Source organism: Dyadobacter fanqingshengii (assembly GCF_023822005.2).
Lineage (GTDB): Bacteria > Bacteroidota > Bacteroidia > Cytophagales > Spirosomataceae > Dyadobacter > Dyadobacter fanqingshengii.
This window is the reverse complement of record NZ_CP098806.1, coordinates 2649218-2669675: the sequence shown is the minus strand read 5'-3', so window position 1 is coordinate 2669675 and position 20458 is coordinate 2649218. Positions and strand designations below refer to the sequence as shown.

Annotated in this window: 18 protein-coding genes; 8 read left to right on the top strand and 10 right to left on the bottom strand. The window is 45.2% G+C overall.

The annotated features are described in order from the left end of the window. Positions 1 to 17: 17 nt before the first annotated feature. The 3 genes from NFI81_RS11180 to NFI81_RS11170 are packed head-to-tail and all read left to right on the top strand — an operon-like array spanning position 18 to position 3897. Positions 18 to 1184, top strand: coding sequence for an ABC transporter permease (locus NFI81_RS11180; protein ID WP_234612354.1), 1167 nt, complete (start codon positions 18 to 20; stop codon positions 1182 to 1184). A gap of 53 nt (positions 1185 to 1237) precedes the next feature. Beyond that, positions 1238 to 2611 (top strand): sigma-54-dependent transcriptional regulator, encoded by a 1374-nt coding sequence (locus NFI81_RS11175; RefSeq protein ID WP_234612355.1) that lies wholly within the window; start codon positions 1238 to 1240, stop codon positions 2609 to 2611. After that, on the top strand, positions 2608 to 3897 hold the full coding sequence (locus tag NFI81_RS11170) for a sensor histidine kinase (protein WP_234612356.1): 1290 nt from the start codon (positions 2608 to 2610) through the stop codon (positions 3895 to 3897). Before NFI81_RS11175 ends, NFI81_RS11170 begins: the two co-directional genes overlap by 4 nt. A 28-nt stretch (positions 3898 to 3925) precedes the next feature. On the opposite strand, the gene NFI81_RS11165 is transcribed toward NFI81_RS11170, so the two are convergent. The 6 genes from NFI81_RS11165 to NFI81_RS11140 all read right to left on the bottom strand — a co-directional run bounded on the left by NFI81_RS11165 (position 3926) and on the right by NFI81_RS11140 (position 9987). Continuing rightward, complete coding sequence (locus tag NFI81_RS11165; protein WP_234612357.1) at positions 3926 to 4990, bottom strand: phosphotriesterase family protein; 1065 nt, start codon at positions 4988 to 4990, stop codon at positions 3926 to 3928. 137 nt (positions 4991 to 5127) lie between these two features. Next, complete coding sequence (locus tag NFI81_RS11160) at positions 5128 to 5661, bottom strand: hypothetical protein (RefSeq protein WP_234612358.1); 534 nt, start codon at positions 5659 to 5661, stop codon at positions 5128 to 5130. A 77-nt stretch (positions 5662 to 5738) separates the two neighbouring features. Further along, positions 5739 to 6941 (bottom strand): site-2 protease family protein, encoded by a 1203-nt coding sequence (locus NFI81_RS11155; RefSeq protein WP_234612359.1) that lies wholly within the window; start codon positions 6939 to 6941, stop codon positions 5739 to 5741. Next, a complete protein-coding gene (locus tag NFI81_RS11150; protein ID WP_234612360.1) occupies positions 6931 to 7566 on the bottom strand; it encodes an HAD family hydrolase in 636 nt (211 codons plus the stop codon). Before NFI81_RS11150 ends, NFI81_RS11155 begins: the two co-directional genes overlap by 11 nt. Before the next feature lie 8 nt (positions 7567 to 7574). Next, the gene (locus NFI81_RS11145; protein WP_234612361.1) at positions 7575 to 8528 is read right to left on the bottom strand and encodes an acetyl-CoA carboxylase carboxyltransferase subunit alpha; all 954 of its coding nucleotides are present in this window, start codon (positions 8526 to 8528) and stop codon (positions 7575 to 7577) included. A 34-nt stretch (positions 8529 to 8562) separates the two neighbouring features. Continuing rightward, entirely contained in the window at positions 8563 to 9987 is a 1425-nt protein-coding gene (locus tag NFI81_RS11140; protein WP_234612362.1) for an MBL fold metallo-hydrolase RNA specificity domain-containing protein, read from the bottom strand. Between the two features lie 120 nt (positions 9988 to 10107). Between NFI81_RS11140 and dacB the strand changes: the two genes are divergently transcribed. Beyond that, positions 10108 to 11580, top strand: coding sequence for a D-alanyl-D-alanine carboxypeptidase/D-alanyl-D-alanine endopeptidase (dacB, locus tag NFI81_RS11135; RefSeq protein ID WP_234612363.1), 1473 nt, complete (start codon positions 10108 to 10110; stop codon positions 11578 to 11580). A 3-nt stretch (positions 11581 to 11583) separates the two neighbouring features. On the opposite strand, the gene hslV is transcribed toward dacB, so the two are convergent. The 4 genes from hslV to lepA all read right to left on the bottom strand — a co-directional run bounded on the left by hslV (position 11584) and on the right by lepA (position 16318). Further along, the gene (gene hslV / locus NFI81_RS11130) at positions 11584 to 12123 is read right to left on the bottom strand and encodes an ATP-dependent protease subunit HslV (protein WP_234608184.1); all 540 of its coding nucleotides are present in this window, start codon (positions 12121 to 12123) and stop codon (positions 11584 to 11586) included. Between the two features lie 99 nt (positions 12124 to 12222). Further along, positions 12223 to 12612, bottom strand: a complete 390-nt coding sequence (locus NFI81_RS11125) for a hypothetical protein (protein WP_234612364.1) — start codon at positions 12610 to 12612, stop codon at positions 12223 to 12225. Positions 12613 to 12657: 45 nt separating this feature from the next. Continuing rightward, positions 12658 to 14394, bottom strand: a complete 1737-nt coding sequence (locus NFI81_RS11120; RefSeq protein WP_234612365.1) for a pyruvate dehydrogenase complex dihydrolipoamide acetyltransferase — start codon at positions 14392 to 14394, stop codon at positions 12658 to 12660. A 136-nt stretch (positions 14395 to 14530) separates the two neighbouring features. After that, on the bottom strand, positions 14531 to 16318 hold the full coding sequence (lepA, locus tag NFI81_RS11115; RefSeq protein ID WP_234612366.1) for a translation elongation factor 4: 1788 nt from the start codon (positions 16316 to 16318) through the stop codon (positions 14531 to 14533). A gap of 281 nt (positions 16319 to 16599) precedes the next feature. On the opposite strand from lepA, the gene NFI81_RS11110 reads away from it, so the two are divergent. Genes NFI81_RS11110 through NFI81_RS11095 form a run of 4 tightly spaced genes read left to right on the top strand, consistent with a single transcriptional unit; the run spans position 16600 to position 20438 of the window. After that, positions 16600 to 17211 carry a TetR/AcrR family transcriptional regulator gene (locus tag NFI81_RS11110; RefSeq protein WP_234612367.1) on the top strand — a complete coding sequence of 204 codons (612 nt, stop codon included), beginning with the start codon at positions 16600 to 16602 and terminating at the stop codon, positions 17209 to 17211. A 51-nt stretch (positions 17212 to 17262) separates the two neighbouring features. Further along, positions 17263 to 18552 carry a TolC family protein gene (locus NFI81_RS11105; protein WP_234612368.1) on the top strand — a complete coding sequence of 430 codons (1290 nt, stop codon included), beginning with the start codon at positions 17263 to 17265 and terminating at the stop codon, positions 18550 to 18552. Positions 18553 to 18592: 40 nt separating this feature from the next. Next, positions 18593 to 19525, top strand: a complete 933-nt coding sequence (locus NFI81_RS11100; protein ID WP_234612369.1) for an HlyD family secretion protein — start codon at positions 18593 to 18595, stop codon at positions 19523 to 19525. 1 nt (position 19526) lies between these two features. Next, entirely contained in the window at positions 19527 to 20438 is a 912-nt protein-coding gene (locus NFI81_RS11095) for an ABC transporter ATP-binding protein (RefSeq protein ID WP_234612370.1), read from the top strand. Positions 20439 to 20458: the final 20 nt, after the last annotated feature.

Here is a 20458-nt window from a genome sequence, read left to right as displayed (position 1 = left end):
CATTCAACATTAAAGCTATGCTACGTCATTTGTTTAAATTAATATGGAATAAGAAAGGCACCCACTCGTTGCTGATCATCGAGATTCTGGCGTCGTTTCTGGTGCTTTTTGGTGTGCTTTCACTCATTGTTTTTAATGTCAGAAATTTTCTGCAACCCATTGGTTTTGAGTATGAACAGGTTTGGAATGTAGATTTAGCCAGCAATCAGGACACCGTGGAAGTTAACCGCAAGCTGACGACGGTTATGCAGCGGATCAGGTCGTATAAAGAGGTGGAAACGGCCACGAGGATGAGCAGTAACACCCCTTTTTCAGCGAACCAGATCGGCAATTCCGTCACTTACAATAAAGTCACAGCCGGCGGAGATTTTTACTACACAGACCAGGATTTCAATAAAGTGCTGGACCTGCCGCTGTTGAAAGGTCGTTGGTATCGCGACGGTGACAGGGTAGCGAAATTTATCCCGATTGTCATCAATAAAAAGATGGAGGACAAGCTCTTTTTAGATGAAACATCCTTGAATAAAGTGATCAAAATCGATGATAAGAGCTCATATAAAGTCGTAGGTGTGGTGGATAATTTTAAGGCGAAAGGTGAATTTATGTCGGACAACCCGGCGCTTTTTGAAATGATTGCTAAGGATGACGGCTGGAATTCCAATGTGCTGATCAAAACCAAACGCGGCACCGATGCGAACTTCGAGGCAAAACTGGTTAAAGACATTGCCATGATGTTGCCTGGCTGGGGAATTGAGGTCAGTTATTTGAAAGAATCCCGTCTCAACCGGCATAACCTGACACTCGTTCCTGTGATCATATTCCTGATTATCAGCGGATTTTTGCTGACCAATGTTGCACTGGGACTTTTTGGCGTATTAAATCTCAACATTTCACGCAGAAAAAACGAGATCGGATTGCGCAGGGCAATGGGTGCCACGGAAGGCAAGGTTACCATTCAGTTTTTAGGAGAAATATGGGTGATCGCGACTTTCAGCCTTATAATCGGCCTTCTTTTTGCTGTCCAGTTTCCGCTGATGAATGTATTTGATTTGGATAGCGAGATTTATATCACGTCAATTTTCGCATCCATTGCCGTAATTTACATTATCGTTACGCTGTGCGCGTGGCTTCCGAGCAAACAAGCGTCACGGATTCACCCGGCGCTGGCCTTGCACGAGGAATAAGATAAAAAGTGACACATCGCCGGTGCGATGATTGAATGTAAGCCTCCTGAAAAATGCTGTTAGTTGTTGACGACGATTTAGCGATCCGTACTTCTTTGATCCTGCTTCTCAAAAAAGAAGGGTTTGAGGTGAGAGGTGTGGGTTCGCCTGATGAAACTTTTGATATTTTAAAAACGGTCACGCCCGAGCTAATCCTCTTGGACTTGAATTTTTCTATTGAAACTTCGGGGAAGGAAGGAATGCAGCTTTTACAGCAGATCAAAAAGCGCTACCCGGCTATTCCGGTGATCCTGATCACGGGTTGGGGCACTATCGACCTGGCAGTGAGGGGAATGAAGGAAGGAGCCATTGATTTTATTACAAAACCCTGGCAGAATGATTACGTGCTGCAATCGGTCCGGACGATTCTGAATCTGTCTCAAACATGGCCGCTCTCGGGCAGCAGAAAAAAGCTTGAACAGCAATATCATTTTGAAAACATTGTTGGACAGGACCCTAAGCTGCTAGCTATTCTTGAAACGGTGGGCAGGGTCGCTTCCACGGATGCGGCCGTGCTCATAACGGGCGAAAGCGGCACGGGCAAGGAGCTTATTGCCGAGGCGATCCACATGAACAGCAAGCGGAAATCGCGGCCGTTTGTGAAGGTAAACCTGGGTGGAATATCGTCAACATTGTTTGAAAGCGAGTTGTTCGGGCACGTTCGCGGCGCTTTTACGGATGCCAAAACGGATAGGCTTGGCCGCTTCGAAATGGCGCATAAGGGGTCGATTTTCCTGGACGAAATTGGAGAGCTGGACTTGTCGAGCCAGGTGAAATTGCTGCGTGTGTTGCAGGAGCGCACATTTGAGCCGTTAGGAAGCAGTAAAAGCCGGACTGTGGATGTGCGTGTGATCTGCGCTACAAACCGGAATCTGGAAGAAATGGTTGCGCAAGGGACTTTCCGGGAAGACCTTTATTACCGCATTAACCTGATCACCGTCAAGCTGCCAGCGCTCCGGGAGCGGCCGGATGACATTCCACTGCTGTCGGAATTTTTCGTTAACAACCTCAAAATCATCTATCAACGCCCAAATTTGCGGCTGAGCCCGGCGGCGATGAAATGGCTGAGAACATTGCAATTACAGGGTAATATCCGCCAGCTCAAAAATCTGGTCGAGCGCACAGTGCTGCTTTCCGGCTCGGATACATTGGATATTGCTGATTTGCAACGGAATCTGAGCGGAGGTGCGCAGCCATCAGCCCAAAAAAATCTTCCGGAAGTGGGCGCGATCACGTTGGAGGAAATGGAGTATCAAATGATTACCAAAGCCATGCAGTTCCATCAAAATAAGGTAAGTAAAGTAGCCAGATCGTTGGGGATTACGCGGTTTGCACTTTATCGCAGGCTGGAAAAATATGGTATTTCCTACGAATCGGAGGACGCATGAGATTATCAACGAAGGCCAAATACATTCTTTACATACTGGTGTTGCACATTGTCCTGGTTTTCCTGATGTACAAAATACTGTATCAGGACAAAGTGCTTTTCATTGGTTCTGAGGTGTTTCTGCTGCTTTCCGCTATCGTTTCCATTCAGATTTACCGAAATTTTATGCAACCTATCCAATTTGTGAAGTCGGGAATTGAAGCCATTAAGGACAAGGATTTTTCTATCAAGTTCGTCCCGACCGGGAAAGGCGAGGTCGATACATTAATAGAAGTTTACAATCTCATGATAGACCAGCTTCGCGAGGAGCGGACACGCCTGCATGAGCAGCATTTTTTTCTGGAAAAATTGATCGCCGCATCGCCTATCTCTATCATTATCCTCGATTTTGATGAAAGGATCGATTCCTTTAATGTGAAAGCAAAGGAACACTTCAAAGACGAAGCAGCCGGTTTGAAGGGACTGTTGTTGCAGGAAACAAACAACCCATTGCTGATTGAACTGGCTAATGTTCAAGACGGTGAGTCGAAAATTGTGAAAACCAATGGCGTAGTGACATACAAAGTGCAGCGGTCTCACTTCATGGATCAGGGTTTCCGACGCTCATTCCTGATGATCGAAGAGCTTACTAATGAGATACTTGAATCAGAAAAAAATGCCTACGGAAAGGTCATTCGCATGATGGCGCACGAGGTCAACAATACATTAGGCGCCACGGATTCTATTTTACAAACGACTACCAACATACTTTCCGATGATTCTTATCTGGATCTCAGGGAAGCACTGATCATTGCCTCCGAACGGAATCAGCGGCTTACAAAGTTCATGCGGAATTTTGCAGATGTTGTAAGGCTGCCAGCGCCGGCACCCGTTCGTGCAGATTTGAACAAGTTTATAAAGGACATCGCCGTTTTCATGGAGCCCGCCGCCGCAGTTTGTGGTGTTTCCATTCAGACCTTGCTGCCAGAGCTTGTAGTGTTCAAAAACATGGATATAGGGCAAATGGAGCATGTGCTTGTCAATGTGGTTAAAAATGCCATCGAAGCATGCGAGCCAGGAGATGAGATCAGGATCGCAGTTTCAGAAAACGATCTTGCGATCAAAAACAATGGCAAACCCATCGAAGCCGAAGTCGGTGCTCAACTCTTCAACCCATTTTTCAGCACCAAACACGACGGCCAGGGCATCGGCCTGACATTAACCCGCGAAATCCTGATCAACCACGGATTCACATTTTCCTTACAGACCAACGCAGACGGATGGACGGTTTTCAGGATCGAGATGTAAGAGGGGATTAATGTTCGTGTATACCAAATCAAATCCTCCGAACCCGTATTGCAAATGCATTTGCCGGGTTGGCAACCATGATTTGCTTGATATCCGCGTCGCTGAATCCTTTGGATTTGAGTAGGGGCAATAATTTATCTGAAATTGTAGTGAAGCCTCGGAATTCGCCGCCGTTTGGCTCGCCGGGGCGATACCAGCCTGCGTCGTGGGAAATAAGGACTTGTTTGATCAAACCTTGCTGTTTTAAAAACAGGATCAGCTCAGCATTTTGTTCAACATTATCTTCATTAACACCGTCCAAACTGATCCAGCAGCCTCTTTTTCCGATTTTTTGAAATTCATCATGAGTCCCATTCGCGTGTACCCAAACAAATGCGCCAGGACTGACGCCGGACTTTTGCAGAATCTCTATTTCCTGTTCTGCCGGAAGTGCAGGCCCTGTATGTGAACAAATGGTAAGGCCCGTTTTTAAATGCACAAGAGCCGCGGCTTTGATCAGTTTTTGATGAATTTCAGAGAGCGGCCCACCATTGACACCGGTTTTGATAAAGCCTGGTTTGATCTTTGTCCCTTCAATGCCATTTTCAAATTCGCTAATCCAGCGTTTAGAAAGTTGCTCTGCTGTTTCTGTGAAGGCAAATGCAGGTAAATATTTGTTATCAGAAGCGCCGTAATAACCAGTATTTGTCAGTATGTTCAATCCGGATTTTTCGGATAGCTTTTGAAGTAATAACACATCCCGGCCAATGTAGGCGGGCGTACATTCCACAAGACTTTGGATGCCCCTCTCCTTGATTTCCAATAAATAGGGAAGCACCTTTTTGATCACCTCTTCATGTTTCCACCGGTCAGGCGTAATCTTGTCGGCCCCAATAAAATCAACTAAAACATGTTCATGAATGAGCGTCACGCCAAGGTCGGAAGCATTAATTCTTCCCTTCACGCTATTTGTAAATGGTTCTTCAAAAGGAGACTTAACCAAAAGCGGTAAACCAGCGCAAGCAGCAACGAATTGCCTTCGCGAAAATGTAGGGATTGGTGATTTAGTTTCTGGTGCTTCCATCGTTATGAAGTCGTAAGTCCGATCCTTCATATGAAAGCGCTTTATCCCCCATTTGTCGGCAGAATTGAAAAAAAGACTCGTTATCGATCATCATCTGTCTAAGTCTTTCAACCGGCGGTTTTGACAACCACAGGTTCATTTGCAATTCCTTGATATGTTCGGGAGTATCATTCATGTCGCAAAAGGTTGAAAGTTTTGAGGTTAAGTGTATAAATCCATCTTTTTATGTATGCCCAGTCAAGGCTTTTCAGCTCGGATAAGTTTCTGATGTCCTCCGACTGAATCCCTGATTGAAGATCCTGAATCCAGATTAACTTAGAAATAAGCAGATCTTCGGGAGTTACGACGTAAATGCTTTTCCCAAAATAGTCCAGCTTCGTTTTTCTTTCAAATTCATGCTTACGAAATGTGTCGTTTTTTAAAACTATGAAGTCTGCCTTATATCCAGACTGATGATCGATGATATTAAACATCCCATGATTGACTGCAGCCTCCATAACAGACTCTTTATTGCAATAATAGCCGTCTTGAAAGTTACTCGCAAAAACATCAACGTCCTTCGGCAATAGGTGTATAACAAAATCGAAATCTCTGGTTGCTCTTGGTACAATATACAAACTCATAGCAACGCTGCCCGAGAGCATGTATGGAATGTCCTTGCTGTTAAGTACGTCAATTATCTTATCGAAGAAAAGAATCATAGCTAACTATTGTTACAAGGAACTGTCCTTCGCAAATTAAGATCCCAGCGGATTTTGCATCGAAATATGCTCCTAATCTACTCAATCAAAATAAATGGCGTGGGGCTGAATGAGATGATAAAGATAATCAATGCGCAGATGCCGAGGATGATCCGTGGGGCGTCGAGCGGCTCGTTTTCGTCTGTTTCGGGATGACGGATGCCCAGGAAGCGTCCCAGGATGAAGATAAATGGCAAAAATCCAGTGGAACCTTGCCAATCGGGGTGAATATAGGAGACTGCAAATTGACCGACTACAACAATCAAGCTTAACATTAAACCTGTCATTGGACTATCACTTGCTCTTTTAAAGCAGATGTAAAGAAAATAAATATAGATCGCCAGATAGAAGAAACGCTCATAGAAAACAGCATTGCTTCCTGTGGCAAACGATTCGGCGGTAAATAGCCCCAGACCTGCATAAAACGCGAACAATCCAAAAAGGATCGGCGCTACGATATCAAACTTTTTCTTGCCAATCAAGCCATAAAGAATGTGCCCGCCATCGAGCTGCCCGATCGGGATCAGGTTAAGCGACGTGAAGAAAAGCGCCAGATATCCGGCAAAAATGTATGGATAATGGATCATTTCGTAGGCATGCGGCAGGCGCGCGGGATCAGCAATGTAGGTTTTGAATAACCAAAATAAGATGTTATCGCCCAATGCGATGTTACCTGACGCATTTTCATAAGCAAATTGCGGGTAACTCAAACCAAAGCGCGCATATTCGGGATGTATGGAAAAGATATATTCCGGCGGTGGTAAATGTGTGAAGCCATACCAAAGCACAACCAAAGCGGCAATGAAACCAGCCAAAGGCCCTGCAATGCCGATATCAAAAAATTTCAAACGCGAACGCACAACTGATTTAATGCGGATAAACGCGCCCATTGTGCCTATGCTGTTTGAAATACCAAACCAAAGCGGAATATAGTAGGGAAGTGTGACCTTAACCTGATGCATTCTGGCGACAAAATAGTGCCCGAATTCATGAATCGTCAAAATGGCGAGGAAGGGAATGGAAAACTGAAAACCGTGCAGAAATTGCGGCCAGCCTAATAATTTGACAGTTTCGTCGGTAACCGGTTTTTCCGCACCCTTCCCCATCAGCAGATAGGCGAAATCGTATACGAAAGCAAAAATGTTGCCATACATCCATTCCGCACCGGCCATGGTGGTGGTAATGATCGTCAAGACAAAAAGAACGGCCTGGATGATGTAGGTGCGTGTGCTAGACTGCATAGTCTTTGAGATATTCCAAAATGGTTACAGGTTTCTGCACGTGGATCGTGTCGATGCCCAATTTTGATGCTGCTTCAATGTTGGCCAGGTTGTCGTCCAGAAACAACGTTTCTTCGGCTTTGAGACCTGCCGCCTCCAACACTTTTTCATAAATTCTTTGATCCGGCTTCATTAATCCCATCTCGTAAGAAAGGAAAACGGTTTCGAAGAGATCGTCCAACTTTTCAATTCCGGTTGAGGCTTCAAGGATTTTATTGACTTGCGTAATGTGGATCGAACTGGTGTTGCTGAGCAGAAAAAGACGGTAATTTTTAGCCAGATTTTGTAGCAGCTGAACGCGCTCGGGAGGAAGATCGAGCAGCAGACTGTTCCACGCTGTATCAATAGCCTCGTCGGAAAGATCTGAGAAATCGAGGATTTTTCTTATATAATTCCGAAAGCCTGCTTCGTCCAGCTCCCCGGTTTCGAACTGCCTGAACAGCGCATTTTTACTAAATAATTCAAGGATTTCAGCTTGTTCCCTGCCACTTAATTCCGCAAATGATTTTGACGCTACAGGCACATCAATATTGAGAATTACGTCGCCGAGGTCAAAAATGATATTTTTAATTTTGCTGTTCTTCATTGTTCCCGTTATTCAACAACTACACCCATTGCACAGAATTTTTCAATGCGCTGGTCAATCCTGTCTTGATGCTCAATCGCAGCCAGTTCATTAATGTTTTCCAAAATCACCTTTTTCAGCTCCTCAGCCATCCAGTTGTGATCCAAGTGAGCGCCGCCGAGAGGTTCCGAAATAATGCCGTCGATCAGGTTATTCTTTTTCATATCCTTAGCGGTAATTTTCATCGCTTCGGCTGCCTGCTCTTTAAAATCCCAGCTTCTCCAAAGGATCGCTGAACAGTTTTCAGGAGAAATAACGGAATACCAGGTGTTTTCCAACATTAAAACCCGGTCGCCGATGGCAATTCCCAGCGCACCACCCGAAGCTCCCTCCCCGATCACGATACATATTACCGGCACTTTCAACATGAACATTTCTTTCAGGTTGCGCGCAATGGCCTCACCCTGACCACGTTCCTCTGCTTCCATTCCAGGAAATGCACCCGGCGTATCGATGAGGGTAACAATGGGTTTATTGAATTTTTCAGCCAGCTTCATCAGGCGCAGAGCCTTGCGATAGCCTTCGGGATTGGGCATACCAAAATTCCGGTGCTGCCTTTGTTTCGTGTTGCGGCCTTTTTGTTGTCCTATAAGCATGAAAGACTGTCCGCCCACATTAGCAAGTCCGCCAATAATAGCCGGATCATCCCGAACCTGGCGATCTCCGTGCAGTTCGATAAACTCGTCGCAGATCAGCTCGATGTAGTCAAGTGTATATGGACGGTCCGGATGGCGCGAGAGCTGCACACGCTGCCAGCGCGTAAGATTCTCAAATATTTCCTTTCGAAGATCTGTAATATTGTTTTCCAATAAGGAAATGGCGCCGGAAAAATCCACATTATTATTTTCCGCCAATGTTTTCATTTCTTCGAGCTTGCGTTCGAGCTCGGCCATAGGTTTTTCGAAATCCAGGTATGTTCTCATATTCAGGTTCTGGTTTGGTTGGCAACGGGGCAGGTCAAAGTTCGTAAGTGCGTCCCCTTAATGGTATTTCTACCGAATTATAGCCGTTTTCTTGAATTTTACTTTGGAAATCAGCCATGCTTTGCTGTTCTCCGTGCACCAGAAAAATGCCTTTCAGCTTTTCCGGATCTTGTATTTTTATGAATTTCAATAAATCGTTCTGATCTCCGTGGCCGCTAAATACGTCAATTTTTTCAATATTAGCCAAGACCGGCAATTGCTTTCCACGAATTGAAATCGTGTCCTGCCCGTTCAAAAGCCGCCATCCCAGCGTGCCTTCCGAAGCGTATCCGATCATCAGGATCGTTGCATAAGGATTACCAATGTTTGCCTCCACATGCTGCTCTACGCGACCGCCCTGGACCATTCCGGATGATGAAATGATAATACAAGGCTCATTATAATTGGAAACCGCCTTGCTGGCATCAGAGCTTTCAAGATAGATCAGGTTATCGAAATCGAAAAGCATATCATTATCATCCTGGAAAGTCCGCGCCTCCTTGTTCAGCATTCTCACGTGGCGCTGATACACTTTCGTGCTGCTATGCGCCAGTGGACTGTCGGAAAAGACCTTTAAGTACGGAAAAGAATGATCCATATAGATCTTGTTCAAAGTATAAAGGAGCGCTTGCGTGCGGCCCACACTGAACGAAGGGATAATTAGTCGGCCCGGAATGTCAACGCAAGTTCTTTTGATGACATCGGCCAGCGCTTCTGCGGGCGAGCCCTGGTCTTCGTGCAGCCGGTTTCCGTAAGTGGATTCACAGATCAGATAATCCACCTGCGGGATTTCCTGCGGATCAATCAGCAGCGGATAGTTGCTCCGGCCAATGTCTCCCGAGAAGCAGATGCGCTTTTTTTGTCCATCTTCATAAACTTCCAGCACAATATGCGCAGCTCCCAGCAAATGCCCGGCCGCGTAAAAAACGATCGTCACATTATCTGCAATGCGGTAGCGCTGCCCAAAAGCAACCGGTACAAAGTTGTCCAATGCCTCATTTACGTTCTTTTCAACGAAATAATCCATCGGAACTTCCCGCTTTTTCTTGCTTCTTTTTTTAGCAGAACCATTCAAGCGCGCATTCAGGCGCTTCTGGTGCAGATTGGCAGCGTCTTTTAAAAGGAGTGAAGTGAGTGCTAGTGTGGGTTCGGTACAAACAACCCTTCCTTCAAATCCATATTTATACAAATTTGGAATGTTGCCCGAATGATCAATGTGGGCGTGTGTTAAAAGTACTGTATTGATTAAACTCGCGTCAAACGGGAATACACTTTTTTGCTCCTCATATCTGGTTTTTCTACCTATCTCGTCTAAGTCAAAGTCAGAGCCGCAGTCAATTAAAATTCGGTAATCGTCTGTCTCTAAAAGAAACATGCTACCTGTCACCTGCTGTGCAGCTCCCCAAAATGTCAATTTCATACGTTGGAAATGGGGTGTATCTTACAAAAGTACCAAAAACCGGCTGAGATTTGGAGATTACTTACTAGTTTAGATTTGGTATCTTCTCTTTCTGTGCGAAAGTCACCCTGCTAATCTAATATGAAATTCGGCCTGTTCCTGTTTTTTCTTTCTTTCTGTTTTAATGTCAATGCCCAAACTATCGACAGTATCGCGCTCAATAACCTCCGCGATGCCGTGCTGGAACTCGAAAACAGCGAATTGATGCGAAGCGGTTCCCTGGCTGTCAGTGTAAAAAAAGTCAAAGATGCTTCGAATGTCTTCGCATTAAACCCAGAACGCTCGTTACCATCCGCTTCGACATTGAAATTGGTGTCAACAGCGACAGTACTGGCTGTTTTTGGTGGTGATTTCAAATTTCAAACTTTCCTGGAACACGACGGCGTGATCAGAAACGATACATTAATAGGCAACTTGTACATTCATGGAACCGGCGACCCGTCTCTCGGAAGCGAACGATTCAAGGGCTATCCGTCAGGCATTGAGCTCATTAACCGCTGGACGGCCGCTGTGAAGAAGAAGGGAATCCGTTATATCAATGGCAAAATCATAGCCGACGCTTCTTTTTTTGATTCGGAAACCATAGCCAGCACCTGGATTTGGGGCGATATAGGCAACTATTATGGTGCTGGCGTCTCAGGTTTAAATTTCAGTGAGAATTTGTATAAAATAAAATTCAAGCCCGGCGCCGACTTTGGCGATCCAACAACTTTTCTGGGCATCGAACCAGCTATTCCCTACCTGACATTCACAAACCAGGTGACTACGGGGGAAAGAGGCTCGGGCGATCAGACCATTGTTTATAGCAGTCCATTAGGCAATGCAGCAGTGCTTACGGGCACGATTCCTACCGGTTCGCCTGTTTTTTCGGTCAAAGGTTCTATTCCAAATCCAGCAGAATATGTGACTTATGCAATGAAAACCAGTTTGTTAAATTCCGCAGTAGGAATCGGAGAGAACAATGTGCCGCAACCGGGAATGCCCGCTGCAACCGCAAATCCGAAGGTTATTCTCGATAAATACGACTCGCCGCCACTGCGCGATTTATGCCAGCAGACCAATTTTTGGAGTATTAATCTTTATGCCGATGCATTTTTTAAACAGGCGGGAAAACGACTTGCAGGTAAATCCGCATTCGATGAATCTGCCAAAGCAATTACTGCTTATTGGTCTGGTAAGAATGCGGATTTAAGAGGGTTTTATATCAAAGATGGCAGCGGCCTGTCACCTTCCGGCTCCATCACAACAAATAGCCTGACAGACATTCTGAATGTGGCTAATAAGGATGCCAGTTTCAACGATTTCTATAAAAGCATTGCCATTCTGGGCGTAAACGGCACCGTCCGAAACTTAGGAAAGGGAAGCAAAGCCGCTGGGAACATGCATGTTAAGAGCGGGTCCATTGAAGGGACCCGCGCTTATGCCGGTTATGTCACTTCGAAATCGGGATCATTGCTCAGCTTTTCAATCATTGCCCACAAGTATATGCCGGGAAGCAATCGTGTCATCACCGATTCTCTGGTGAGAATCATGACACTCATGGCTGAATTGTAATCCCTACTGGACTTTTTCGATAACCAGGTTGTGGTTTGTATAAATGCAAAGGTCAGCCGCAACGGTTAAGCCTTCCCGCACCATTTCCTCGGCAGTAAGATGTGCCGCGTGTTTTTTCAAAGCTTGTGCCGCAGATAACGCATAATTTCCTCCCGAACCAATCGCCGCAATGCCGTTTTCAGGTTCAAGGACGTCGCCCGTTCCTGAAATAACCAAAATTTCCTCTTTATTGGCCGTGATCATCATGGCTTCCAGCTTGCGTAAGTAACGGTCTGTGCGCCAATCTTTTGCCAGTTCAATGGCAGCGCGTTTCATATTGCCGCCATAGGCATTGAGTTTTTCTTCAAATTTTTCAAGAAGCGTGAAAGCATCCGCTGTGGATCCTGCAAAACCTACCAGGATCTTGCCGCCCATTAAGGTCCGGATCTTTTTTACATTGCTTTTTGCAACTGTATTGCCCATTGTGGCCTGACCGTCTGCGCCCAGGGAAACCGTTCCGTTATGAAGGACCCCTAAGACGGTGGTCGCATGTATTTTTTCCATAAATTGATTTTATACTAATTCGTCAAACCCCTCACAAAACAAAAGTGCCAGGTCGCAAAACCTGACACTTTGTACATTTTATTAAAATTTTAATGAATTTTACTTTGATAGGAGAATTGACAAAATAGAATTTTGCGTCTCTGCCATCTTGCCAAATTTGCCATCCATCTTGCCAAATTTGTCATCCATCTTATCAAATTTGTCATCCAGCTTGTCAAATTTGTCATCCATCTTGTCAAGCCCGCCGTCCATTGTGTCAAGCCTTGTTTCGATCGTATTGATTGTTATTTCGATATTTTCAATCTGGCCGGACATTTGAAGCTGATTTTTAAGCAAAAAAGAAACATTATCACTTTGCTTGTTTAAAACCTGACTGATATTTAAAACAATATCAGTTAGCCTGTCAACTTTCTTGTCGGTATGATCCTGCTTTGCCAAAAGCTCTGCAAGAACTGGTTCTATTTGATCTAATCTTTGATCTGCAGTCATAGTGCGGTATTTATTTTAATGTGCGTTTTTTATGTTATTAACTTTTTAAACCAACATGCTCATCGGCTCTTCAAGCAACTTTTTCACAGTTAGCAGGAACTGAGCGCCTAATGCTCCATCCACGACGCGGTGATCTGCGGAAAGGGTTACTTTCATGATGTTTTGCGGGTAAACCGTTCCATCTTCTTTGAAAGCAGCCACCTTTTTGATCGCACCAATGGCCAAAATGCAGGAATCTGGCGGGTTAATGATCGCTGTGAATTCATCTACACCGAACATGCCCAGGTTTGAGATCGAGAATGTGTTTCCTTCCCAGTCCTTTGGCTGCAATTTTTTGTCTTTCGCTTTTCCGGCAAGATCTTTCACTTCGCCTGAAATGGTTGACAATGTTTTCTTGTCGGCGTCGCGGATTACCGGAACCAGCAAACCTTCGTCCACTGCCACGGCAACACCGATATTTACATAATTATATCTTCTGATTTTGTCTCCTAACCAGGCTGAATTTACCGCAGGATGTTGTTTCAACGCCACCGCGCAAGCTTTGATCACCATGTCATTGAATGAGATTTTCGCAGGGCTCACTTCATTCAGCTGCGGACGCAATGCCATTGCCTTGTCCATGTTGATTTCCATGGTCACGTAGAAATGAGGCGCTGTGAACAGGCTGTCGCTCAATCTGCGGGCAATGGTTTTACGCATTTGCGAGATCGGCGTGTCCGTAAAGTCGCCGGACGCCGGGGCGCCGGACGCCGGACCGCCGGTCGCCGGGGCGGCAGCAGGTTGTTGCTCTGTTTTCGCAGGAGCTTGTGCTGCCTGAGCAGGCGCTTCTGTTTTCGCAGCCGCGGCTGCCGCAGCAGGTTTGAATTCGTCCACATCACGTTTCACGATGCGACCATTGTCACCACTGCCACCAACCTGGCTCAGGTCAATTCCTTTTTCGTCTGCAAGACGCTTTGCCAATGGTGACGCCTTGATCCTGTCACCTGAATCAGCAACAGAAACCGTTTTGTCAGCACCATTTGAACCGGATTCAGCAGCAGGAGCCGCTTTTCCTTCGTCCGTTGCATCAATATTTTCAACTCCCGCACCGCCTTCACCGTTTTCACGCGCAAGCAATGCTTCCACATTAGCGCCCTCTTCACCGATCACCGCAATAATGCCGTCAACCGGAACTGATTCGCCATCTTTAATTCCAATATATAGAAGCGTTCCGTCTTCGTAAGCTTCCAGTTCCATCGTCGCCTTGTCAGTTTCAACTTCGGCCAGGATGTCACCTGATTTCACTTTGTCTCCAACCTTTTTTTGCCAGCCAACCAATGTTCCTTCCTCCATCGTGTCGCTCATCTTTGGCATTCTGACAACGACTGCATTGATTTTTTCAGCGGGAGCAGCGGCTGCCGGTTTTTTCGCAGGTTCGGGTGTCACCGTTTCTACTGCAGGAGCGGAGGCAGGTTTTGCTTCTTCTTTTGCGGGTTCCGCACTGCTTTCAGTGTTCGCTGCGCCATTTGTGCTTCCCCCTTCCAGCAACGATTTATAGTCTTCGCCTTCGGCACCAACAACAGCCATAATGCCGTCTATGGGAACCGCATCGCCCTTATTAACGCCAATGTAAAGAAGAGTGCCGTCGTAATAGGATTCAAGATCCATCGTCGCTTTGTCGGTTTCCACCTCAGCAATGATCTCACCTGATTTTATTTTATCGCCAACTTTTTTGTGCCATTCCGCGATAACACCTTCTTCCATGGTGTCGCTCATCTTGGGCATACGAATTACTTCTGCCATATCGCTTGTTAAGGTATTTTAGTTTCTTGGTCAAAAATTAGAATTCAGTCAAAATTACAATAAAACGCGAATAGGTGTGACCTTTCACTTCATAAAATTGACCAAAACAACGCTTGGCTGAACATCTGTGATTTAATCAATTGATTTTCAACACGGCCATAAACGCCTCTTGCGGGATTTCTACATTACCAACCTGGCGCATGCGTTTTTTACCCTTTTTCTGCTTTTCAAGCAGCTTTCTTTTACGGGAAATATCACCGCCGTAACACTTCGCTAAAACGTCTTTACGCATCGCTTTCACCGTTTCGCGTGCAATGATCTTCTGACCAATTGCCGCCTGGATCGCAATTTCGAACATTTGGCGCGGGATCAGTTCTCTTAACTTCTCACACAGTTTCTTGCCCCATTCGTAAGATTTTGATCTATGAACAATGGCCGAAAGCGCATCCACAGGCTCGCCATTCAACATGACGTCCAGTTTCACCATATCCGATTCCTGGTAACCCGCCAGTTCGTAGTCCAGAGACGCATAACCGCGGGATATGGTTTTCAGTTTATCAAAGAAATCAAAAACCACCTCCGCAAGTGGAATAAGGAATTGAAGCTCAACACGTTCCGAAGTAAGGTAAACCTGATTTTTCAGGATGCCGCGTTTGTCCATACACAAGTTCAAAATCGCTCCGATGTAATCGGATTTCGTAATGATTTGTGCATTGATATAAGGCTCTTCAATCGAGTTAATGTGGTTAGGATCAGGCATTTCAGAGGGGGCGCTGATATTCAATAACTGGTCCTTGGTGTTTGTAACGCGGAACTGCACCGAAGGGACCGTCGTGATGACAGTCATATCAAACTCACGTTCCAAACGTTCCTGAACGATTTCCATATGTAGCATCCCGAGGAATCCACAACGGAATCCGAAGCCTAAGGCAGCGGAGGTTTCCGGTTCCCAAACAAGCGCAGCATCATTCAGTTGCAGTTTTTCCATCGCCTCGCGCAGTTCTTCAAACTCACTCGTGTCAACAGGATAGATCCCTGCAAAAACCATGGGCTTAACCTCCGAAAAACCAACAATTCCTTCACTCGCAGGCCTGTCAATATGCGTAAATGTGTCGCCTACTTTCACTTCCTTAGCCACTTTAATCCCCGAAATCAGGTAACCTACGTCGCCGCATTCCACCACTTGTTTCGGGATTTGTTGTAAGCCAAGCGTTCCGATCTCGTCGGCAATGTATTCTTTGCCCGTCGCCATAAACTTAACACGGTCCCCTTTTCTGATCGTCCCGTTTTTAACCCGGAAAATAACTTCGATGCCACGGTATGAATTGAAAACCGAGTCGAAAATCAATGCTTGCAATGGCGCTTTCGGATCGCCAACGGGTGCAGGAATTCTTTCAACGATCGCATTCAAAATAGCCTCGATGCCGATTCCCTCTTTTCCACTCGCCGGAATAATGTCTTCCCGCTCGCAGCCGAGCAGATCCACCATTTCGTCTTTGATTTCCTCTGGCATAGCACCCGGTAAATCTATTTTATTTAAAACCGGAATAATAACCAGGTCATGATTGATCGCCAGATAAAGGTTGGAGATCGTTTGGGCCTCTGTTCCCTGAGACGCGTCCACAAGCAGCAATGCGCCCTCGCAAGCCGCAATGGAACGGGAAACTTCATAAGAAAAGTCTACATGGCCCGGGGTGTCAATGAGGTTAAAAGTATATTCTTCTCCTTGATAAAGATAAGTCATTTGGATGGCGTGGCTCTTGATCGTGATGCCGCGTTCGCGTTCCAGGTCCATGTTATCGAGTAACTGTGCCTGCATATCGCGCTTGCTTACAGTATTTGTAAATTCCAGCAATCGATCTGCCAGTGTGCTTTTCCCGTGGTCAATATGGGCAATAATGCAAAAATTACGGATTTTCTTCATGAAAGTAGTTACTGTTCCAATGCCCTGCACGTAAAAGTCTGACGCAAAGCATCTGCAAAATTACGAGGGTAATTAATATTTCAACAGCTTTTCTCATTGAAGTTCAAACTTAGATGAAATACTTCTGCGGAAATCCCTGACAGGGTGTATTTTCATTTTCTGCAAATAGTTAAACCAAATCGTCAAAACAGCTAAAACAAATTATTTAATCATTTGATTAAATAATTTGTATAAATAAAATCTTTCTTTTAGTTTTGTGACGTTAATTTATTTAAATACAAATGGCGAAAGTTGTGAAGGCAGAGATTGACCTGTCGACGGAGGAGAAAATTAAGGAAGCTGCCAGCAAAGTTTTTACCAAAAAAGGATATGGCAACGCGCGGACAAGGGACATTGCGGAAGAAGCTGGAATAAATCTCGCGCTGCTCAACTACTATTTCAGAAGTAAGGAAAAGCTGTTTGACATTGTAATGGCGGAAAGGATCCAGAAACTCTTTGGGATTTTAACGCCTGTTTTAAATGATGCGGAAACAACATTGGAAGAAAAATTTGAAAAAATAACGGAGAATTATATCAACATGCTGATCGAGCATCCCGACCTCCCGATCTTCGTTTTAAGCGAGTTGAGGAATAATCCTGAACGGTTTGCGGACAGGTTGCAAGCCAAAACGCATTTGACGCAATCGGTTTTTATAAAGCAGTTGCAGGAAAAAGGGACTGAAATTCACCCGTTTCATTTTCTGATGAATCTGCTGGGAATGATCATTTTTCCGTTCGTGGGAAAGCCTGTTTTGCAGACCGTAACCGGCGGAGAAGAAAATTACCTGGCATTGATGGAACAGCGTAAAAAGCTGATCCCGGAATGGCTCAAAATGATGCTGGCGAAAGCGTAAATTTTTTTGGTTTTCGATTAATCAAATGATTAAATAAAACGAATAAATAAAATGATTAACTATTTCCGAATCCGGCTGCTTATAGTGCTTGGTTGGATAACTATTCCAACTGCCTTTGCACAAGATCAAGTGCTGACGATCAACGATTCCTATGAGCTTGCAAGGAGGAATTATCCGCTGATCAAGCAATTCGAATTGATCCGAAAAACAGAAGATTTCTCAGTGGAAAATGCTGCGAAGGGCTATTTGCCGCAAGTTTCTGTCCTTGGTCAGGCCACTTATCAATCCGCCGTGACGGAATTTAAGCTTCCCATCGCGATCCCGGGAGCGGAATTTCCTAGCATTAGTAAGGATCAATATAAAGTCTACGCAGAGGTTAACCAGACCATTTACGATGGAGGAGCAGTGCGCACGCAGATTGAATCGCAAAAGCAAAGTGCGCTTGTAGAAGCTCAAAGAGTGGAGGTAGAGGTTTATAAGTTAAATGAGCGGGTTAATCAGCTCTTTTTCGGCGTGCTGATGCTGGATGAGCAGTTGAAACAAAACGAACTTCTAAAAAAGGACATTGACCTGGGAATTAGGAAGATACAAGCCTTTATCGACAACGGAACAGCATTTAAAAGTAACGGAAACACGCTCAAAGCCGAATTGCTCAAAACCCAACAACGCGCCATAGAACTTGCATCAAACCGCAAAGCGTATCTCGATATGTTGGGCTTGCTAATAGGTCAGGATTTAGCTGAATCGACGGTTTTGGCAAAACCCGAAACGCTTTCACTAACCGGTGAAATAAGCCGACCTGAATTGCGACTACTCGATTATCAGCGCCAGAACCTCGACATTCAAGACCAATTATTAAAAGTGAAAAACCGTCCCAAGCTGAATTTCTTCTTTCAGGGAGGTTACGGACGGCCTGCGCTTAACATTCTCAACAATGGATTTGACCCTTATTACATGACAGGAGTCCGCCTGAATTGGTCGCTGTCAGGGTTATATACGGCAAAAAACAATCGCGCGCTGATCGCAAATAACCGGGAGTCCATTCAGGTGCAGCAAGCGCTTTTTTTATACAATACAAATCTGAGTTTGAAGCAGCAAAATGCAGATTTAATCAAACTTCAAAAGCTGCTTGAATCTGATGATGAGATCATTGCATTGCGGGAAAGTGTGAAAACGACCGCGGCTGCCCAGTTAGAAAACGGCGTGATTAACACGAATGATTATTTAAGGGAAGTCAATGCGGAAGATCAGGCAAGGTTAAACCGCATTCTGCATGAGATACAATTGTTGATGTCCAATTATAATGTGCGCACAACACGTGGACAAAACATTGATCAATAAACATTTACAAAAATTTATTAGCAGTAAATATTCAGAAATAATGAGGACAATCGGATTTGCTTTGATGATAGTTATGGCCTTTGCCGGCTGCAAGGGAAAGGAAAATGTGTATGACGCTTCGGGCACATTTGAAGCCGTTGAAACAATCGTTTCGGCAGAAGCAACCGGCCGGATCGTAGAATTCAAGCTGGAAGAAGGGCAGTTGCTGAAAGCCGGCGAAAAAGTGGGTTATATCGACAGTCTTCCCCTGTATTTAAAGAAAAAGCAGCTTGAAGCGCAGATTAAGGCCACAGGCAGCAAGTTACCCGACATTGCGGCACAGACGAATGTTTACAAGCAGCAGCTGGCTGTTTCTCAGACGAGACTGGATAATTTGCTGCACGAGCAAAAACGCATTCAGAACCTGGTCAAAGCCGACGCGGCCACACCGAAACAACTGGATGACATGAATGCGCAGATCAGTGAACTGCAAAAACAATTGGAAGTGATCAGTCGCCAGGATGCTGCGCAGGCGTCTGTGCTGAGGACGCAAACGTCGGGGTTAAGGGCGGATGTGGTTCCTTTATATGTTCAGATTGAGCAGGTTAATGATCAGCTGGCGAAATCCAGAATAGTGAATGAGGTCAACGGGACCGTGCTTTCCAAATATGCGGAAGCGAGTGAAATGGCAGTTGCCGGCAAGCCGCTTTATAAAATTGCAGACCTGACAACGATCATTTTGCGTGCCTATGTGACTGGCGATCAGTTAACAAACGTAAAGCTTAACCAGGAGGTGAAAGTGCTGGTGGACGAGAAGGAGGGGAAATACAGAGAGCTGCCCGGAACCGTTGAATGGATCAGTGACAAGGCGGAATTTACGCCCAAAACGATCCAGACGAAGGACGAGCGCGCCAATCTGGTTTACGCGGTTAAAATCAGGTTGAAGAATGACGGATTGCTGAAAATAGGCATGTATGGCGAAGTAATCCTTTGATATGGAAGCGGTTATTGTCAAAAATATCAAGAAAACTTACGGCAAGGAGAAGGTCCTTGCTGTGGACAATGTTTCCTTCACAGTAAACAAAGGCGAGCTTTTCGGACTGATCGGCCCGGATGGAGCAGGAAAGACAAGCATTTTCAGAATGCTGACCACATTGTTACTGCCGGACGAAGGCTCCGCAACAGTGGATGGTTTTGACGTTATCTCAGATTTTAAGCGGATCAGGAGTTCTGTGGGCTATATGCCGGGAAAATTTTCGCTCTATCAAGACCTTACCATTGAAGAAAACCTCAATTTTTTCGCAACGGTTTTTGGGACAACGGTTGAAGAAAATTACCATTTGATCAAAGATATTTATGTTCAGATAGAGCCCTTTAAAAAGCGACGCGCGGGAAAACTTTCAGGTGGAATGAAGCAGAAACTCGCGTTATGCTGTGCATTGATCCATAAACCGACCACCCTATTTCTCGACGAGCCAACGACCGGCGTTGACCCGGTCTCTCGGAAGGAATTCTGGGAAATGTTGCGGAGACTAAAAGAACAGGGCATAACCATCATTGTGTCAACGCCATACATGGACGAAGCTGCCCTTTGCGACCGGATTGCATTAATCCAAAACGGAAGAATTTTATCTATTGATACACCGGAGAATGTTACAAAGGCTTATCCTACAAGCCTTTATGCTGTTAAGGCTAATGAAATGTATCGATTATTAAAAAACCTGGAAACTTACCCGGACAGGCTGAACAGCTATGCCTTTGGAGAATATGCGCATGCGACATTTAAAACAGAGACATTAGATAAAACGCATTTGGAGCGTTTCCTGAGGGATAATGGGCTTTCGGGCATCGAGATCAAAAGCATTCCTGCGACCATTGAGGATTCTTTTATCAAACTATTAAACTAAAATCCAGCGGTGCTGACGGT

What these genes read in the sequence shown, in the direction of transcription:
- NFI81_RS11180 (WP_234612354.1), top strand. Translation starts at nt 18, where the DNA reads ATGCTACGTCATTTGTTTAAATTAATATGGAATAAGAAAGGCACCCAC.
- NFI81_RS11175 (WP_234612355.1), top strand. Translation starts at nt 1,238, where the DNA reads ATGCTGTTAGTTGTTGACGACGATTTAGCGATCCGTACTTCTTTGATC.
- NFI81_RS11170 (WP_234612356.1), top strand. Translation starts at nt 2,608, where the DNA reads ATGAGATTATCAACGAAGGCCAAATACATTCTTTACATACTGGTGTTG.
- NFI81_RS11165 (WP_234612357.1), bottom strand. Translation starts at nt 4,990, where the DNA reads ATGAAGGATCGGACTTACGACTTCATAACGATGGAAGCACCAGAAACT.
- NFI81_RS11160 (WP_234612358.1), bottom strand. Translation starts at nt 5,661, where the DNA reads ATGATTCTTTTCTTCGATAAGATAATTGACGTACTTAACAGCAAGGAC.
- NFI81_RS11155 (WP_234612359.1), bottom strand. Translation starts at nt 6,941, where the DNA reads ATGCAGTCTAGCACACGCACCTACATCATCCAGGCCGTTCTTTTTGTC.
- NFI81_RS11150 (WP_234612360.1), bottom strand. Translation starts at nt 7,566, where the DNA reads ATGAAGAACAGCAAAATTAAAAATATCATTTTTGACCTCGGCGACGTA.
- NFI81_RS11145 (WP_234612361.1), bottom strand. Translation starts at nt 8,528, where the DNA reads ATGAGAACATACCTGGATTTCGAAAAACCTATGGCCGAGCTCGAACGC.
- NFI81_RS11140 (WP_234612362.1), bottom strand. Translation starts at nt 9,987, where the DNA reads ATGAAATTGACATTTTGGGGAGCTGCACAGCAGGTGACAGGTAGCATG.
- dacB (WP_234612363.1), top strand. Translation starts at nt 10,108, where the DNA reads ATGAAATTCGGCCTGTTCCTGTTTTTTCTTTCTTTCTGTTTTAATGTC.
- hslV (WP_234608184.1), bottom strand. Translation starts at nt 12,123, where the DNA reads ATGGAAAAAATACATGCGACCACCGTCTTAGGGGTCCTTCATAACGGA.
- NFI81_RS11125 (WP_234612364.1), bottom strand. Translation starts at nt 12,612, where the DNA reads ATGACTGCAGATCAAAGATTAGATCAAATAGAACCAGTTCTTGCAGAG.
- NFI81_RS11120 (WP_234612365.1), bottom strand. Translation starts at nt 14,394, where the DNA reads ATGGCAGAAGTAATTCGTATGCCCAAGATGAGCGACACCATGGAAGAA.
- lepA (WP_234612366.1), bottom strand. Translation starts at nt 16,318, where the DNA reads ATGAAGAAAATCCGTAATTTTTGCATTATTGCCCATATTGACCACGGG.
- NFI81_RS11110 (WP_234612367.1), top strand. Translation starts at nt 16,600, where the DNA reads ATGGCGAAAGTTGTGAAGGCAGAGATTGACCTGTCGACGGAGGAGAAA.
- NFI81_RS11105 (WP_234612368.1), top strand. Translation starts at nt 17,263, where the DNA reads ATGATTAACTATTTCCGAATCCGGCTGCTTATAGTGCTTGGTTGGATA.
- NFI81_RS11100 (WP_234612369.1), top strand. Translation starts at nt 18,593, where the DNA reads ATGAGGACAATCGGATTTGCTTTGATGATAGTTATGGCCTTTGCCGGC.
- NFI81_RS11095 (WP_234612370.1), top strand. Translation starts at nt 19,527, where the DNA reads ATGGAAGCGGTTATTGTCAAAAATATCAAGAAAACTTACGGCAAGGAG.